This is a genomic window from Photorhabdus sp. RM323S, from assembly GCF_042879375.1.
Lineage (GTDB): Bacteria > Pseudomonadota > Gammaproteobacteria > Enterobacterales > Enterobacteriaceae > Photorhabdus > Photorhabdus tasmaniensis.
In genome coordinates, this window is record NZ_JBHFKZ010000028.1 from 41938 (window position 1) to 59335 (window position 17398).

Annotated in this window: 15 protein-coding genes; 14 read left to right on the forward strand and 1 reads right to left on the reverse strand. The window is 46.7% G+C overall.

From position 1 onward, the window contains the following. Nucleotides 1-403 precede the first annotated feature (403 nt). Nucleotides 404-922, reverse strand: a complete 519-nt coding sequence (locus ACGF7G_RS12925; RefSeq protein ID WP_021323277.1) for an Hcp family type VI secretion system effector — start codon at nucleotides 920-922, stop codon at nucleotides 404-406. A gap of 933 nt (nucleotides 923-1855) precedes the next feature. Between ACGF7G_RS12925 and tssB the strand changes: the two genes are divergently transcribed. From tssB to ACGF7G_RS12995, 14 genes are all read left to right on the forward strand, one after another. Beyond that, complete coding sequence (gene tssB / locus ACGF7G_RS12930) at nucleotides 1856-2353, forward strand: type VI secretion system contractile sheath small subunit (RefSeq protein ID WP_133814287.1); 498 nt, start codon at nucleotides 1856-1858, stop codon at nucleotides 2351-2353. 23 nt (nucleotides 2354-2376) lie between these two features. Next, nucleotides 2377-3855, forward strand: a complete 1479-nt coding sequence (gene tssC / locus ACGF7G_RS12935; protein WP_387465978.1) for a type VI secretion system contractile sheath large subunit — start codon at nucleotides 2377-2379, stop codon at nucleotides 3853-3855. 6 nt (nucleotides 3856-3861) lie between these two features. Then, nucleotides 3862-4302: a type VI secretion system baseplate subunit TssE gene (gene tssE, locus ACGF7G_RS12940; protein ID WP_387465980.1), complete on the forward strand. Its 441-nt coding sequence runs from the start codon at nucleotides 3862-3864 to the stop codon at nucleotides 4300-4302. 2 nt (nucleotides 4303-4304) lie between these two features. After that, on the forward strand, nucleotides 4305-6155 hold the full coding sequence (gene tssF, locus ACGF7G_RS12945) for a type VI secretion system baseplate subunit TssF (RefSeq protein ID WP_387465982.1): 1851 nt from the start codon (nucleotides 4305-4307) through the stop codon (nucleotides 6153-6155). Further along, complete coding sequence (gene tssG / locus ACGF7G_RS12950; protein WP_133814283.1) at nucleotides 6119-7168, forward strand: type VI secretion system baseplate subunit TssG; 1050 nt, start codon at nucleotides 6119-6121, stop codon at nucleotides 7166-7168. The genes tssF and tssG overlap by 37 nt, the downstream gene beginning before the upstream one ends. A gap of 5 nt (nucleotides 7169-7173) precedes the next feature. Next, nucleotides 7174-8460: a type VI secretion system-associated FHA domain protein TagH gene (gene tagH, locus ACGF7G_RS12955; protein ID WP_387465984.1), complete on the forward strand. Its 1287-nt coding sequence runs from the start codon at nucleotides 7174-7176 to the stop codon at nucleotides 8458-8460. Further along, nucleotides 8460-9026: a type VI secretion system lipoprotein TssJ gene (tssJ, locus tag ACGF7G_RS12960; protein ID WP_133814281.1), complete on the forward strand. Its 567-nt coding sequence runs from the start codon at nucleotides 8460-8462 to the stop codon at nucleotides 9024-9026. The genes tagH and tssJ overlap by 1 nt, the downstream gene beginning before the upstream one ends. A gap of 2 nt (nucleotides 9027-9028) precedes the next feature. Continuing rightward, on the forward strand, nucleotides 9029-10381 hold the full coding sequence (gene tssK / locus ACGF7G_RS12965) for a type VI secretion system baseplate subunit TssK (protein ID WP_387465986.1): 1353 nt from the start codon (nucleotides 9029-9031) through the stop codon (nucleotides 10379-10381). Next, entirely contained in the window at nucleotides 10381-11151 is a 771-nt protein-coding gene (icmH, locus tag ACGF7G_RS12970; RefSeq protein ID WP_387465988.1) for a type IVB secretion system protein IcmH/DotU, read from the forward strand. The genes tssK and icmH overlap by 1 nt, the downstream gene beginning before the upstream one ends. A gap of 10 nt (nucleotides 11152-11161) precedes the next feature. Further along, on the forward strand, nucleotides 11162-13780 hold the full coding sequence (tssH, locus tag ACGF7G_RS12975; protein ID WP_387465990.1) for a type VI secretion system ATPase TssH: 2619 nt from the start codon (nucleotides 11162-11164) through the stop codon (nucleotides 13778-13780). Next, nucleotides 13777-14577, forward strand: coding sequence for a helix-turn-helix domain-containing protein (locus ACGF7G_RS12980; RefSeq protein ID WP_387465992.1), 801 nt, complete (start codon nucleotides 13777-13779; stop codon nucleotides 14575-14577). The genes tssH and ACGF7G_RS12980 overlap by 4 nt, the downstream gene beginning before the upstream one ends. Further along, entirely contained in the window at nucleotides 14574-15221 is a 648-nt protein-coding gene (gene vasI / locus ACGF7G_RS12985) for a type VI secretion system-associated protein VasI (RefSeq protein WP_133814276.1), read from the forward strand. Before ACGF7G_RS12980 ends, vasI begins: the two co-directional genes overlap by 4 nt. 4 nt (nucleotides 15222-15225) lie before the next feature. Beyond that, nucleotides 15226-16653, forward strand: coding sequence for a type VI secretion system protein TssA (gene tssA / locus ACGF7G_RS12990; RefSeq protein WP_387465995.1), 1428 nt, complete (start codon nucleotides 15226-15228; stop codon nucleotides 16651-16653). Beyond that, on the forward strand, nucleotides 16650-17398 hold a 749-nt coding region (locus ACGF7G_RS12995; RefSeq protein WP_387465997.1), incomplete at its 3' end, for a type VI secretion protein IcmF/TssM N-terminal domain-containing protein. The genes tssA and ACGF7G_RS12995, both read left to right, overlap by 4 nt.

The window sequence follows — 17398 nt, forward strand, 5'->3', positions numbered from 1 at the left end:
CTGTCTTCTCACTACCAATCATAAGCAATGCTTACACACGACAAACAAGCAGAAGTTGTGAAATTAAAAAAACAATGCATTAAACAATTGCCTGAATATGTAATATTCTATAGTGATATTTATCAAATCAGCCGTTTAAAATAGTCACAGAGAAACGTTAACATCCGCTACAACCAAGAAAACGGCTAAAATAAAAGCAAAAAAATGGCTGAGTGTTATCGGAAGCATTTAGTAATATCGTTAAATAGTACGTGTAAAAAATAGATTAAATAAAAAGAAGAAAAGAAGAAAATAAACTGAAAGAAATTGAAGGTAGTTATTAACAATCCTTAATTTTAATAAAACAACTAAGTTTTTCAGCCAATGAAAAGATATTCCATTGGCTGAATAATGATATTACCTATCAGGCAACAATAGGTGCGCGCCAATCATCTGCGCCAGAAGTACCTGCGGTTGTATGTTCCCAGTTAATCTTACGATAAGACAGAGAAACACGAACCAACTGAGTAAATTCAGATTTTGTTGAATCCTGACAATGCGGCATTTTGCAATCAATGTCGATAATAGTGGCATCTTCCAACTGAGTTGTGAAGAAATGCTCTTGTTTCCCTTCAACAGAAGTGCGGTACCATTTCAATTCCACATTCGTCAGCATTTCACCAGAAGCCAATGCGTTATAAAGCAATGGAACCGATTTATTTAATGCAACTGTGAAACGGAATGGTTTATGAGCACGCTGACCAGAAGGCTGACCTGATTGAGGATCAGTTGGTACGGTAACTACATGATCAAATGCCTGAACCAGCATCTCATCTTCGTGCCCCTGAACATAAATATTACCCACTGATTCAGCAGTGAATGAGCCAGCAGTAATATTACCTTGGGTTTTTCCAGTGATGGAAATATAACATGGAGTTGGCATGAAAATATCCTTTAAGAAATTGTGTCAACATATTTAAGGTAGCGCTCATATTAATTTCAATAGTAACTATTTCATTTTGAAAAAAATCACTTACAAATGTATGGACGCTGAAATGAATAATAAATACCAAACAGCTCATTTCAAAATAAAATCTAAATTGCAAAATTGTTTGCCCATCACTGACAAACATAAATATTACAATTAGCACCATTACTATATAATAATGTTATTTTTTAACAAAAAACAGAATAATAAACTGATGACAATAATTCCTCTTAGTGGAAAAATCACATATCAACATGAAATATAAAGGTTTAAATAAAGTCAAGAAAAATTGTTTCTTGGTCAATTTAAAATTGACAAATTAGATCAAAAAATCAAAATCACTCACCTAATTAATAACGAAGTAATATTTACAATATGAAATTAATTCCAAAATGTAAACAGGAATACATCTGGAAACACTTTGTTACACAATGAAACAAAAAATCACAAAAAATTTATAAATACCCAGAAAAATAGCTGCTAATATTACTATATTGGGGGAGCTGATAAAGAAATGATTTAAGGAAAGATCAAAGCGTAAATTATTGCAAAACATAATAAAATCATCAAAAGGCCGAATAGAGGAGTATATCTTCCTATGTTTTATCTTTACAATAAAAAAACAAAATGCGACACTCTGCTTTGCAGAGCTGTCTATATTGATGCTATTGCTCGATGCGTAAGAATATTCTGAATCCGTATTTATCTATAATACTCATACAAATCGGTTTACTACCCAATTCAATGCAGTGAATCCTCCGTTTCTTTAAACCAGGAAGGGATTTTATGTTATCCGTCACATATAGGTAGGTATCAGGGCAACTCTCTCATCAATATTGTTGTCAATAATTCCTAATTGCCAAATTGTATTACCCGAAGGATTTTAATATGAGTAAAAATAGCCCAGGTAGTGTAGCGCCGAAGGAAAGGATTAATATCAAATACGTTCCTAATACCGGTGATCAGGTAGCTGAAATTGAATTACCACTTAATTTACTTATTGTTGGTGATATCAAAGGGACGAAAGAAGATACGCCAATTGAAGAACGTCAAGCTGTTTCTGTGCACAAAAATAACTTTAATTCCGTGATGAATGAAGCAAACATCAATCTCACATTTAGCGTCCCTAATCGTCTCAATGATGATAGTGGAGATGACCTGCCAATTAACCTGGAAATAAAATCACTAAACGATTTTTCACCCGATAACGTAGCCAAGAAGGTTCCTGAATTAAATAAACTTTTGGAACTACGTGAAGCACTTGTCGCACTCAAAGGGCCGTTAGGAAATATTCCGGCGTTCCGCACCCGTTTACAAGAATTACTGGGTGATGAAAAAGTCCGCGAACAACTTCTAAAAGAACTTGAAATCGTCAATCAAAAGTAATTGACTGAAAAGGAGTTTTTAACATGTCCTTACATGAAGAGAGCAGTACAACATTAGCCCCAGGGTCTACCACCTCTTTGCTTGACGAAATTATGTCTCAAGCAAGAATGACGCCGGAAAATGACGGCTACCATATAGCAAAACAAGGTGTTGCGGCTTTCATCAGCAGCATCTTGGATACAGGTTCTAACGAAGAACCTATCAACAAGCTCGTCGTTGACAGAATGATCGTTGAACTTGATAACACACTGAGCACTCAAGTTGATGAAATCATGCACGCCAAAGAGTTCCAGGAGCTGGAATCATCATGGCGTTCACTGAAATTATTGGTTGATCGCACAGATTTCCGTGAAAACATCAAAATCAACATCATCCATGCCACCAAAGAAGAATTACTGGAAGATTTTGAATTCTCACCAGAAATCATCCAGTCAGGCTTATATAAGCATGTTTACTCAACGGGTTATGGTCAGTTTGGTGGTGAACCGGTTGCCGCAGTCATCGGTAACTATGCATTTAGCAATAGCTCACCCGATATCAAACTGATGCAATACGTCAGCGCGGTTGGTGCGATGGCTCATGCGCCATTCCTCTCCTCTGTCGCACCTGATTTCTTTGGCATCAGCAGTTTTACAGAACTGCCAGCAATTAAAGATCTGAAATCTGTCTTCGAAGGCCCAGCTCACACCAAATGGCGTGCTCTGCGCGAATCTGAGGATTCACGTTATCTTGGCTTGACAACACCACGATTCCTGTTGCGTCTGCCATATTCAACCATTGAAAACCCAATTAAAAACTTTAATTATCAGGAAGATGTCAGCAAAGATCACGAGCATTTCCTGTGGGGTAACACCGCGTATCTGCTGGCATCCTGCCTGACTGACAGCTTCGCCAAATATCGCTGGTGCCCGAACATTATCGGCCCGCAAAGTGGTGGTACTGTCAGCGATCTACCCGTTCACCTGTTCGAAGCAATGGGACAAATCCAGGCCAAGATCCCAACAGAAGTTCTGGTTACTGATCGCCGTGAATTCGAATTAGCTGAAGAAGGTTTTATCACCCTGACAATGCGTAAAGGCAGCGATAACGCCGCATTCTTCTCTGCCAACTCAGTTCAAAAGCCAAAAGTATTCCCGAATACCCGCGAAGGGAAAATGGCTGAAACCAACTACAAACTGGGTACTCAGCTGCCCTATATGTTCATCATCAACCGCCTTGCACACTACATCAAAGTATTGCAACGCGAGCAAATTGGCTCCTGGAAAGAGCGTCAGGATCTGGAGCGTGAACTGAACACCTGGCTGAAACAGTACATCGCCGATCAGGAAAATCCACCAACAGATGTCCGCAGCCGTCGCCCGCTGCGTTCCGCCCAAATTCAGGTTTTGGATGTGGAAGGCGATCCAGGCTGGTATCAGGTGGCAATGCAAGTTCGCCCTCATTTCAAATACATGGGAGCTAGCTTTGAGTTGTCACTAGTAGGGCGTTTGGATAAGGAGTAATTAGTCATGGCTGCGCTGTACAGTTGGAATAGAGAAGGCTCTGCCAGCTTGTTTGAGCGTATTCAGGGGAAGAACTCTGGTTCTTCCCGCCAGTCAAGAATGCGTGAGCTACTCAACTCCATCAGACGGCACCTGAATAATGTTCTCAATACCCATCCTGGAGCTTGTCAGAGTGCGGTAGATCTTGGCGTTATTGATCTCAATGACGCCACAACCACCGCAACTGACTTTAAGCAAAGTATTGAACAGGCAATAGAGCATTGCATTAGAAATTATGAACCAAGAATATCGTCAGTCTCTGTCAGTGCAGTCCACGATGATAGTGACCCGCTGCTGTTGAGTTTTCACATCAGTGCCAAAGTATCCCTGGATGATATTCGTGACGTCGTTGAATTTAACATTCAACTAGATAACAACCGGCGTTATTGCCTAGAGCGGACTCAATAAATATGTCACTTGAAAAATACTTCAGAGAGGAATTGGATTACCTGAGACAATTGGGGAAACAAGCCGCAATTGAACATCCTCACCTCGCTTCATTTCTGTCTGAACAAGGCTCTGACCCGGATGTTGAGCGTCTGTTAGAAGGATTTGCATTCCTTGCCGGTAATTTACGGGCAAAAATTGATGATCAGTTCCCCGAACTGACTCATGGGTTACTGCATATGTTATGGCCAAATTATCTGCGGCCAACACCTAGCATGACGATTATCCAGTACACACCCGATGAAAGTGTCGTCACACAAGCCACACAGGTTAAGCGCGGTTCTCAAATCCAGAGTCGTCTGCTGGCAAATAATGATGATGACGAAGATGATAACAATATTTACTCAAGCAGTACCGACCCAAATGAAGCAGAAAAAGACAACCGCTGTACTTTCACTTTATGCCGTGATGTCTGGCTGTTCCCAATGTCGATCCGGGACATTTCTGTCAATAACAGCAATGAGCAAGGTGTTATTGGTCTAAACTTTACCTCAAAGAGAGAACTCAGCTTACAAGAGCTGCAACTTGATAAGCTGCGTTTTTATCTGAGCGGCGATGATTACAGCAGTACACAGCTCTATTTTTGGCTCAGTTACTACCTTAAAGACGCAAAACTTATCGTAGGCGATACCACCATTTCATTGCCGGATTTTGATGTCGTTCCGGTTGGTTTTAACCGGGAAGATGCCCTGTTGCCTTACCCAAAAAATTCTTATATGGGTTATCGCATCTTACAGGAATACTTTTGCTTTTCTGAAGGGTTTCTGTTTTTTGATATCACGGGTTTCCCCAAGTTACCGGCGAACCTTAAAGCCAGTGATTTTACGCTGAACCTCTATTTTTCAGAAGCACTTCCACCGGAAGTTAAAATCCGTCAGGATACTTTCCGGCTGCATTGTGTACCGGCAATCAACCTCTTCCCAATGGATAGCGAAGCTATCCTATTGGATGGCAGCAAGGCGGAATATCCATTGAAAGCCAGCTACAGCCATCCTGATTGCTACGACATTTTTTCCGTCGATAAAGTAGAAAGCAATCTGCTTGGCCCCGATGGTAAACCCGACTTCACGCGCGGTAGTGAGCGGAACTATGTACCATTTGAAAGTTTTCATCATCAAATCGAGCACGAAAGTGAACTCAACACCCGCTATTTCCGTATCAAGGTCAAAGAATCCCCGTTCCGTAAAGGGCTTGAACACTATCTCTCTTTCGTACGTGGCGATGCATCGCAGTTACTGGAACTAGAAAGGCATGAAAATGTCTCTATCAAACTGACCTGTACCAACCGCGAACTGCCACTGCAACTACGGGTGGGTGACATTAATTACGCTTCACTGGGCAGCCCATCATTTGCGTCATTTCGTAATATAACCCGCCCATCTGTTCCACTTTATCCATTGATGAGCGGCAAATATCACTGGTCCCTAATTTCAAATATGTCACTGAATTATATGACATTACTGAATAAGGACTCCCTGAAACAGGTACTGAGTACCTACGATCTTCCCAGCATACATAATAGGCAGTCATCACGGTCATCAAAAAAACGGCTGAACGCGATTGAACGGATTGAAACGAAACCAATAGACCGCCTGTTTAAAGGACTTCCTGTACGTGGTTCAGAATCGACATTGTATATCCGACAACAGGCTTTCAGTTCTGAAGGTGAGCTCTATATGTTCGGCACCATACTGTCACGTTTCCTTGCATTATATGCCAGCATTAATTCCTTCCACATGCTGAAGGTGATCAATTTAGATAATCAGGAATGTTATCAATGGCCGGTACAAATAGGTCAACACGCGTTGATGTAACAGGTAAAGACTCGACAGAAAATCGAGTACTGGATGTATCAAAATACAACTTTTATCAATTGGTTGAATTACTCAACCAATTGGCGGTAGCGTGGGAAAAAACAGGGCAAACCGATCGCCCTGACCGGGAAGCAATTAGTTTTAAATCCAGTGCCAGCCTGGCTTTTGCTACCAGAGATATTGTCTCTGTGAAACGTACCGAACAAGGTCGTTTCAAGGTGGAAGTCTCTTTTCTTGGATTACATGGTAGCCAGTCACCTATGCCTGGTTACTACCTTGATTCACTGGCATGGGAGGAAGCTCAAAACGAAAACCGACTGACTGATTTTTTGAATATTTTCAATCATCGTTCAATCGTCATGCTTTATCAGATTTGGCGGAAATATCGCTATTACATCTGCTTTGACAAAAACGGAATGGACGATTTTTCTCAACGTATGTTCTCTCTAGTTGGTCTCGGTAGTGATGTGAATCGTGCTCATTTAAATATCAATCACAGCAAGATGCTAGCCTATGCCGGGATGCTAGCCAGTCCGAGCCGATCGCCGGAAGTGATACGCAGCCTGGTTTCACACTGCTTTGATCTACAAGATGTGACTGTGCATGGTTGGCAATTAAGGAAAGTCACTATTCCGTTATCACAGCAAAACCGCTTGGGTCAACAGCTAACAGCAGATGGTGAGAAAAAGAAGAAAATGTCCATATTGAGCGAAAACTTCACCATCGGTTCATGGGTAAAAGGCTACAACAGCAAATTTATGTTATGTATCAATGAACTCTCCCGTGAACACTTTCTGTCATTTCTCCCGGATGGTAAAAATTTCTTGCCACTAGTGATGTTTATCTGTTTTGTCCTGCGTGATCAATTGGCTTGGGATCTACGTCTTGGACTGGCTGAAAACCAGGCAGGCGGCATGGTACTTGGCACGAAACAAAACAATAACCTGGGGTGGACCAGCTTTCTGGGCGAGCCGGAAAAGAAACCCTTTGTCACAATTTCAGTTAGCGGATAAAGACGATGGAAAAACAACAACCAACCCTTTCATTACGCGTGATCAACAGCGATCAACTGGAAAGCGGCAAATCTGCCAGTTGCTTGTTCTCCGCTCAAGGCGGCACCGTCGGCAGCAGCGAGGGCCATCTTTGGTCTGTTCAGGATCAGAAAGGCAATATCAATCCATCACAATTTACTATCCAATGGCGTGATGGCGCATTCTGCCTGCAAATGATCGCTGGGCCTCTATTTGTGAATCAGTCACCGCTAACCTCGGACACCGGCTTCATCCGATTGCAACAAGGAGATGAAATTACTGTCGGTAAATTGGTGATCAAAAGCCATATCAGTTTTTCCGACGCAGATCGGATTGATCCCATGATGGTATCACCGGAATCGCTTGTCTCCAGCTATAGCAATCCACTGGACGCCATGATGGAAAAAGACCCAGTCCAAGATACCACTTACACCGATCATCGTTCTTTGGCACCAACGATTAACCACGATTTCAGCCATGATCCCCTTAAGGTTCTTGACAGCGAAAATCTGACTACACTGGACCAAACCCCGGTGAGTAACGAAATAAACCAGAGCCTGCAACAAGGCCATTACAACACCCCATTATTCTTCTCTCCCCTCTCAGACAACAGAGGCAATGCTATGGATCGGGATTTTGTTGATTTACCGAGTATCTCTTCACCTTTAAGTGAACAGTATCAGAACATGGAACAGCAGCATGTCGCTATCACACCATTGATGCGGGGGTTGAGCGCACACTTACCTTTGCATAACAGCCAACAGGCTAACGACTTTCTGGAAGAAATGGGTAAAACCATGAAAGCAGCGATTGAAGGCTTACTGGCATTGCAACGTGCACAACATGGTCTGCGTGACAAGCAACTACGCCCTATCGAAGATAACCCACTGCGGCTCAATATGGATTACGACACCACCATGCAGGTGATGTTCGCGGATCAAAAAAGCCCGGTACATCTCTCTGCACCGTCAGCCATCGCTGAAAGCCTGCACAACCTGCAACTGCACTATCAGGCTAACCGGATTGCGATCACTACCGCATTGAACACCATGCTGGATGCTTTCTCACCGGAACACCTGCTCAACCGTTTTGCCCAATACCGTCGCAGTAATGAGACACAGGAAAAAGACGCAACCTGGGCATGGGAAATGTACACCAGCTATTACCGTGAACTGGCTTCCAGCCGTCAGCAGGGATTCGAAAAACTGTTTAGTGAAGTCTATGAACAGGCTTATGACCGCGCTCTGCGTCAGGGTTTAGAGGATAGCCAGTAATGAAACGCTCCGGCGGTAATACCTCATGGTTCAGTAATCATACCTTATGGTTTGTATTGCTGGCAGCGCTGATATTAAGCGGTTGCAGCAGTGCATGGCAGGCGACGAAGAAAGTCGGACAGGTTGTCTGGGATCCATCGACCCCGGTCGGTCAACCTGCGGAGCTACCTTCCACCGCAGCGATCACTTTGCTGGCAGAGCCTGATATCAATCCCAACAAAAATGGCGAACCCACGCCGGTTGAAATGCATCTGATCTATCTCAGTGAAGATTCCCGCCTGCTTGCCGCTGATTATGATCAGCTTGAGAGCGACAAACTGGATAAAGCGCTGGGGAAAAATTACATCGACCATCAGGATTACACCTTATTGCCGGGGCAGTACAAACCGTTGCCAGTCATCCCGCTGGAAAAAAATAGCCGTTATATCGGCGTTATTGTCCGTTATGCCGATATCAATCAATCCGAATGGAAAAAAGTGATCAAAGTAAAAGACACAGGGCAGCAATACCACATCTTGGTACACATCAGAGCGAACGAAGTTGAACTTAGAAAAGAGGAGCAATAATTATGTCAGGTAAAAATCGGGTGATTTGGCGCGAAGGATTATTTATCAAGCCACAACACTTCCAACAACAGCAAAAACATAATGACTATCTGGCTCATAGCCGTCTAACGACCTTTATCAATCACTATTACGGTTTCAGTTCCTTAACTATCGACAAGGATCTTCTCGCTCTGGGACGCATCGGCATCATTGAGGCCAGAGGTATCATGCCGGATGGTACCATATTCTCTATTCCGCACCAGGATGCTATTCCTCAACCGCTTGATATAGCAGATATTAGCGGGACAGACAGCAGAAATATCTACCTGACGCTACCCATGACCAGCGATACCCTCAATGAAATCTCCCATGCGGAATCCGATCAGGCCGGGGCTGTACGCTACCGTGAACATATGGATGATGTCCGCGACCTGCACACAGATGGCGGTGATATCAGCCAGCTCATGCTGGCACAACTGACACCGGTTTTAAAACAGGGCTCAGAGGATCTCAGTGCGTTCTCCTTGCTGCCGATATGCCGGATCAAAGAAAGGCTTACGGACGGAGCCATCACTCTTGATAAGAACTTCATCCCAACCTGTACTGCCGTTAATGTGTCCACACGCTTGAAACGCTATATGAATGAAATAGGAGGGGCACTGGCAGAACGGGCTGAATCCCTTGCAAAGAGAATTGGTCTGCCAGGTCAACAAGGTGTCGCTGATGTGTCTGAATTTATGATGCTCCAGTTAATTAACCGAATTCATCCGTGGTTTGCCCATTACTCCAAACAGCCCCTTCTCCATCCACAAGATTTTTTCACTCAAGTCCTCCAAACTTGGGCTGAATTAAGAACATTTACGGATAAATCCCGCCTAGCCGATAATATACCAGACTACGATCATAACGATCTGACCGAAACATTCCTAAGTATCATGCATAATATGCGCCGAGAAATGGGTGTCGTCCTGATACCACGGGCTGTTTCCTTACCATTACAAAACCAAGGAAATGGCTTCCGGATAGCGACTATCCATGATCCCGATCTGTTGCACAAAGCAGATTTCATTCTGGCTGTCCGCGCACAAATGCCACAGGAGCAATTACGCCGACAGTTTGTTCAGCAAATCAAAGTCACATCACAGGAAAAAATCCGCGATATGGTTAGCGTCCAGCTACCGGGCGTCTCTATAGAGGCTCTTTCTGCCGCCCCGCGTCAGTTGCCTTACCACGCCGGCTACACCTATTTCCGTTTTGATCAACAAGGTACGGCATGGAAAGAGATTCTGAAAGGCTCTTCTATCGCCTTCCATGTCTCGGGGGATTTCCCTGGATTAGACATGCAATTCTGGGCAGTCAGCAGTGGAATTGACTAATGAAAACCGAAGCCATTAATGACAATCCGGCTCCAACGCCGGAACTCACTGATATTGTTCTGCATCGTCAGTATCAGTTACCGCTGCGTGGAGAAAGCCTGAATCCGATGATTGACGCTGCCACACCGCTGCTTGGCATGGTGATGCGAATGAAAGACATGGGTGATCAGCCGCTGCCGGATCAACTTTACCAACAGGTTGTGACTGATATTCAGGCAATCGAACAATTTCTGCAAACCAAAGGTTATGAACCGGGCGCGATTGTCTCTTTCCGCTACATGCTCTGTACCTTCATTGACGAAACCGCACTGGGGCATGGCTGGAACAGTAAAAATGAGTGGTTACAACAATCACTGCTGGTGAGATTTCACAATGAAACCTGGGGGGGTGAAAAAGTCTTTCAGTTACTGGAACGTTTAATGGGTGAACCTAAGCGCTATCAGCATCTGCTGGAATTTATTTATCTCTGCTTCTGCCTTGGTTACCGTGGCCGCTACAAAGTGGCTTCGCAGAAAGGTGATGATTTTGAACATTTATTCCGCCGGTTACATCAACAACTGCACACACTGCGGGGCGAAGCGCCAGCAACCATTCTGCACAGTAACGCTAACGAGCGTGATGGCCGCTACCGATTGGGTAAACGTCTGACCATCAAACACCTGTTCTGGAGCGGCACTGCGCTGCTCGTCGTGGTTTATGGCTTCTATGCTGTCCGGCTGCACAGCCAGACCGAGAACATCTTACAACAGCTAAATAATTTACTGCGCTAGGAAAGAACCGATGATCCAGATTGATCTACCCACATTAGTTAACCGCTTAAATCCGATGACCCGGCACGCTTTGGAAACGGCGGCAGCACAGTGTGTCAGTCAGCAGCAACCCGAGATCACTGTTTCTCAGCTACTGCTGCAAATGATCAACACACCTCTCAGTGATATCAGAGCGATCTTCAGTCAAGCCGAGGTGGACAGTGAATTGCTGAAAGAGCAGCTTGATCAAATGATCCCTCACCATCAAACGATGGTTCAAGCCTACCCCAACTTTTCCCCGATGCTGGTGGAGTGGTTACAGGATAGTTGGCTGTTAGCATCAACCGAAATGCAGCATCAGGAATTACGCAGCGGTGTCATGCTGATGACATTGCTGTTCAGCCCATCACGTTACCTGACACCACAATCCGCACGTCTTCTATCGGGAATAAACCGCGAATTACTGCGGCAAAACTTCGCACAATGGACCGCCGGCTCAGCCGAACAACCTGTTGTGGAGAACGATAAAAACGGACAAGGCAAAACCGCCGCCAACAGTGACAGCCTGCTCGCTCGTTTTACTCAGAATATGACAGAACAGGCCCGTCAGGGAAAACTCGATCCGGTGCTGTGCCGTGACACCGAAATCGACCTGATGATCGATATTCTCTGCCGTCGCCGTAAAAACAACCCAATTGTGGTGGGTGAAGCGGGCGTGGGTAAAAGCGCGCTGATTGAAGGGCTGGCTTTGCGCATTATCGACAACCAGGTGCCGGAAAAACTGCGCAACAGTGAACTGATGACACTTGATCTGGGCGCGTTACAGGCCGGAGCGGCGGTAAAAGGTGAATTTGAAAAACGTTTCAAAGGCATCATGAATGAAATCAGCCAGTCATCCGTACCAATTATTCTGTTCATTGATGAAGCCCACACACTGATTGGCGCAGGCAATCAACAGGGCGGGCTGGATATCGCCAACCTGCTAAAACCCGCCTTGGCTCGTGGTGAATTGAAAACTATCGCAGCAACCACTTGGGGCGAATACAAAAAATATTTCGAAAAAGACGCAGCCCTCTCCCGCCGTTTCCAATTGGTCAAAGTAGCCGAACCGACAGCGGAAGAAGCCACGATTATTATGCGTGGCCTGCGGGCAATCTATGAACAGGCTCATGGCGTATTGATCGATGACGAAGCGCTGAAAGCCTCTGCGATATTAAGTGACCGTTACCTCTGCGGTCGCCAGCTACCGGACAAAGCGATTGATGTACTGGATACCGCTTGTGCGCGTGTTGCCATCAACCTGACCGCTCCTCCACGTCAGATTTCCGCACTGAAAAACCAGCTCCACCAACAGAAAATGGAATCGGATGTGCTGGCAAGGGAACAACGGATGGGGTTGAACCAACATACTGCCAGACTGGATGAACTACAGCAGCAACAACAAGAAACAACAGAAAAACTGACTGAACTGGAAGCCAGTTGGCAGCAACAACAGCAACTAGTTCAGCAAATTATTGAACTGCGTCGTCAGCTGTTAACGGATGAAACAATCGAAGAAACAACCGATAAAACAGAAGAGCTGATTACTAAACTGACTGAACTTAATCAACAGCTGGAGCTATTACAGCAACAACAAACACTGGTTTCTCCTCATGTGAATAAAAACCAGATTGCGGCGGTTATCGCTGAATGGACTGGCGTACCACTTAATCGTCTTTCACAAAGTGAACTCTCTGTTGTCACTGAACTGCCAATCCATCTGGGACAAAGCATCAAGGGGCAGGATCTCGCCATCAAATGCCTGCATCAACATCTGCTGACCGCCAGAGCCGACCTACGTCGCCCCGGTCGCCCACTGGGCGCTTTTCTGCTGGTAGGTCCAAGCGGTGTTGGTAAAACGGAAACCGTTTTGCAAATTGCAGAATTAATGTTTGGTGGCCGTCAATACCTGACCACCATCAATATGTCCGAATTTCAGGAAAAACACACTGTTTCCCGCTTGATTGGCTCACCTCCGGGCTATGTGGGATATGGCGAAGGGGGCGTACTCACCGAAGCTATTCGCCAAAAACCTTACTCTGTCGTCCTGCTTGATGAAGTGGAAAAGGCCCATCCTGACGTACTGAACCTGTTCTATCAGGCATTCGACAAAGGCGAACTGGCCGATGGTGAAGGCCGAGTGATTGATTGCAAAAACGCGGTCTTCTTCCTCACCTCCAACCTGGGCTATCAAACCATTGTTGATAACGCTGATAAACCGGAAGAGATGAACGACCTGCTCTACCCTGAACTGGCGGCTTTCTTCAAACCGGCACTACTGGCACGAATGGAAGTGGTGCCTTATCTGCCGTTAGGATATGACACCCTGAAAACCATTATCCAGGGCAAACTGGTTCGCCTCGATAACCTATTAGGTCAACGTTTCAATGCCGAAGTCACCATCAGTGACGACGTTATTGAAGAGATACTGCAACGAGCAACCCGCGCTGAAAACGGTGCACGCATGTTGGAATCGATCATTGATGGCGCTTTGTTGCCGCCACTATCCCTGCTGCTATTGCAAAAAATGGCCTCAGGAAAACAGATCAGTACCATCCAGCTAACCGTTGATGCACATGAATTCAACGCGGTGGTTGAGGAGATACAATGAAACAACGGCTGAAAAGCGCATTAGCGTTATTGGAAAATGACTCTATCGAGCAACTGGTTCACCACTTTCTTCAAGTGAATCACCAACGCCAGCGTTTTGACGCCTTGTTGGTCTCTCTGCTTAACGTGAATGAAAACCGCCTTGAATGCTATCGGCTGCCAGCGCCAAACCAAATAAGCGCTCTGCAACTGGATGTCAATATTGGCGATATCAACCACCCATTGGTACAAATTCTGTACAAAGGCACCCCCACAACCTGGGGATCACTCAATCAAGGAGTGCGGGTAGACAATCAAAACTTTCGCACCTTTGTCGAAGAGCTTCCCCACCGCTGTGGTCTACATGCCATTCCGCTGTTTAACTGTAACGGAAAGGCGTGTGGTGTCATTGCTGTTTTCGCCGAAGATGTCGGTCGTTTTGCTGACGATAACAACATGTTTTACATCTACGGCTATGTCATGCAGCACCGGCTGAAAAGATTGCAGGAATTAGAACAGCTGCGTGAACAACTGCGCCAGATCCGCCAGGTCTTTCAGACTCAGCGCCAAAAAGAAAAACAGCTTGATGAATTATTGGCTTCATTGAGTAGCACAACAGAAAACAAAACATCAGCCAGCATCTCTCACGATTACAGCAAGATTGACAACCTGCCTGAGGCAATCGAAGAGTTCGAATGTGCGGTACTGATACAACGCCAGCATATCTACGGCAACAACACCAAACAAATTGCGGAAAGCTTGGGAATTGCTCCCCGTACACTGACTTACAAACTGGCGAAATACAGGTGTAAATTATGAGCTTCTTGCTACTTGTTAGTTCATTAATCGCATCTCTGACGGGCACACCTGATATTCCACCTACTCAGGAGGCCACAACAGAGCCGCCACTATCGGCCTTACTGCAATGTCGTTCAGAACCTTCACCGCTGATCAGACTCGATTGCTATGATCGCCTATTGGATAAAGTGGATAAGATTGCCGTTATTCCGTTAGAAAAAACCGGTCCGGCCTGGAGACAGGCAATGGAACAGGAAATGAAACGCACTGACCATTCAACCGGTTTTATCACGACCCAATCCACGGGAATACCGACCCGCGTCATACTCACCACGCCCGCGATCGGTGTTTTGCCACCACGGCCGGTACTGATGCTGAGTTGTATCGATAACATCACCCGGATACAGGTCGCGCTGGCTAAACCCCAAGACAGTGGCACGGTGATGATTTCGACTGACATAACCCAATTCAGCGCCGACTGGTTCTTACGCGAAAATGGCTATCTGCTAGAATCCAGCCGTGGGCTACCCGGCATTGAACAACTTAAACGACTGATGACAGGCCACACTTTGACTATCAAAACTGACAACGGCAGTCAGATAACATTCAACATTTCTCAACTGGAACAGGCGGTGAAACCTTTACGCACCGCCTGTCGTTGGTGATCCCATGGATATCAGGAAACAATTTGACTGGCAGGGACTCCTGCTAACCCCCCTATCGGATGAACTAATTGGCAAAGAGCTGGATGAAAACGAACCTGCTTGGGAATATATTGACGGGGAAATGGTTAAGCTGGGATCACTGGCCCATTCCACCCTTGACATTGAAGAGATCCAGCGTCAGGCGTTGCAACTGTTCAGCGAAAAAAGCAAAGATTTCAGGCTGATGGTTCACTTGTTGCGCACATTGCAACACAGCAGCAATCCCGCTGAACTGATACTGGCAATGGAGCTGCTGGCCGATTACATCCAGCATTACTGGCAAACAGCCTGGCCACAAAAACCTCTGCTCAAACGTCGTCTGGCACAACAGGTCATCAAACGTTTTGATTCTGCTCAGACCGGCTTCTGCGAACAGGCTGATGAGACTCAGCGCGAAGAGGCACAAGGCGCACTGGCTCATCTAGCACAATGCTGGCATACCGATGAACCCGCACTGGCTAAAGAGATCGACCAGCTACGCTCCCGCTATGCCCGCAAACCCACGCCAAAACCCGTAGCCGTACCGGTTGAATCAGCAGAAACTGCCGCACAACCCGCAGGCACCTCAGCGCTGACACCCGCACCGGATGTCGCGGTAGACAGTTCTAGTGAAAAAGCTTGGAAACAAACATTACTCACTGTCGCTGATCTCCTGTGCGAACGTCAGCCTGACACCGCCACAGGTTACCGTCTGCGCCGTTATGCCATCTGGCACACACTGACCACCGCGCCAATGGCCAGCAGTGAAGGCAAAACCCCACTGGCACCGACTTCGTCAGACCGTACTGCGGATTATCTGGCAAAACTGCCCACAGCCGATAAATCCCTGCTGCGACAGATAGAACAAAGCCTGACCCTCGCACCTTACTGGCTTGACGGCCACGCTATCGCGGCTCAGGCCGCCGAAAAACTCGGCTACACCGCCGTCGCTGAGGCCATCCGTGATGAACTGACCGCCTTTCTTAAACGCCTGCCAGTGTTACAGACCCTCTGTTTTTCCGACAGGAGTCCGTTTATCTCACCCTCAACCCTGAACTGGCTGCAACCGCCGGCAACTGCTGCCGTCCACAGCGGCGCAACTCCGGATCACGACGCTATCTGGTACTGTTTCCGGCAACACGGACTGGAAGCCGCCCTCAACGCGGCAGAACAGCACCAGCAACCACTGACCGAACCCCGCGATCAATTCTACGGTCAGCTGCTCACGGCACAGCTGCTTGAACAGGCGGGCATGACCGCCCTGGCACAACAACATTACCGGCATCTGTTACAGGCAGGACAACACCTGCTACTCACCCATTGGGAGCCCGGCCTGCTGGCAGTACTGGCAGAAAAAGCCGCCATGACCGCCGCCTCAACAGATACGATTGCAAACCGGAGCGTTAACCCATGAACTGGCTCTCTCTTCTTCTGAAAAATATCAAAAAACCGGCGATGCCGCGCCTGCCGCCGCTCAAAGCCGCCGCCTCGCTGATACTGGCTCTCCTGCCCTGTCTTGCCCTCCTCTGGATATGGTGGTGGGGACCCGGCTGGCAGTTCAGACAAACCCACCCGCTGGAAAATCTCTCCGCCCGCTGGCTGGCGACCGTCCTTATTCTGCTGCTGGCCCTGGGCTTTATCGGTACGAAAGTCTGGCGTCGTCTGCGTCAGCTCGAAAAACTCAAACTGGATGTGGAGCTGAGGGAGATCGATCCGGTCCTGGCCGATATGACGCATCAGGACAGCTACCTTAATCACTGGAAAGACCAGTTACAGCGCCATCTCGGTACCTGGAATTACCTCTACCAGCGCCCCTGGTACCTGATGCTGGGCAACACCGCCAGCGGCAAAACCACACTGATCCAGGAAGGCTACAAACTGACTGACATTACCCTGCCGGACCGCCATCAGGGGGAAGAGGCTTTCCCCCTGCACCTGCGCTGCTGGCTGGGGGAGAAAGCAGTCATCATTGACCCGGACGGCTTGCTTATCGATCAGATATCGCCAGCAGACGCCAGTAAGCCTCAGTTGCCCGCCCGCCTGTGGCAAGCCCTGCTCACCTGGCTGACTGAAAACCGTCAGCGTCAGCCCCTCAACGGGATTATTCTGACGGTGGACACCCACCGTTTACTGACTGACAACAAAGAACAACGCGAGCG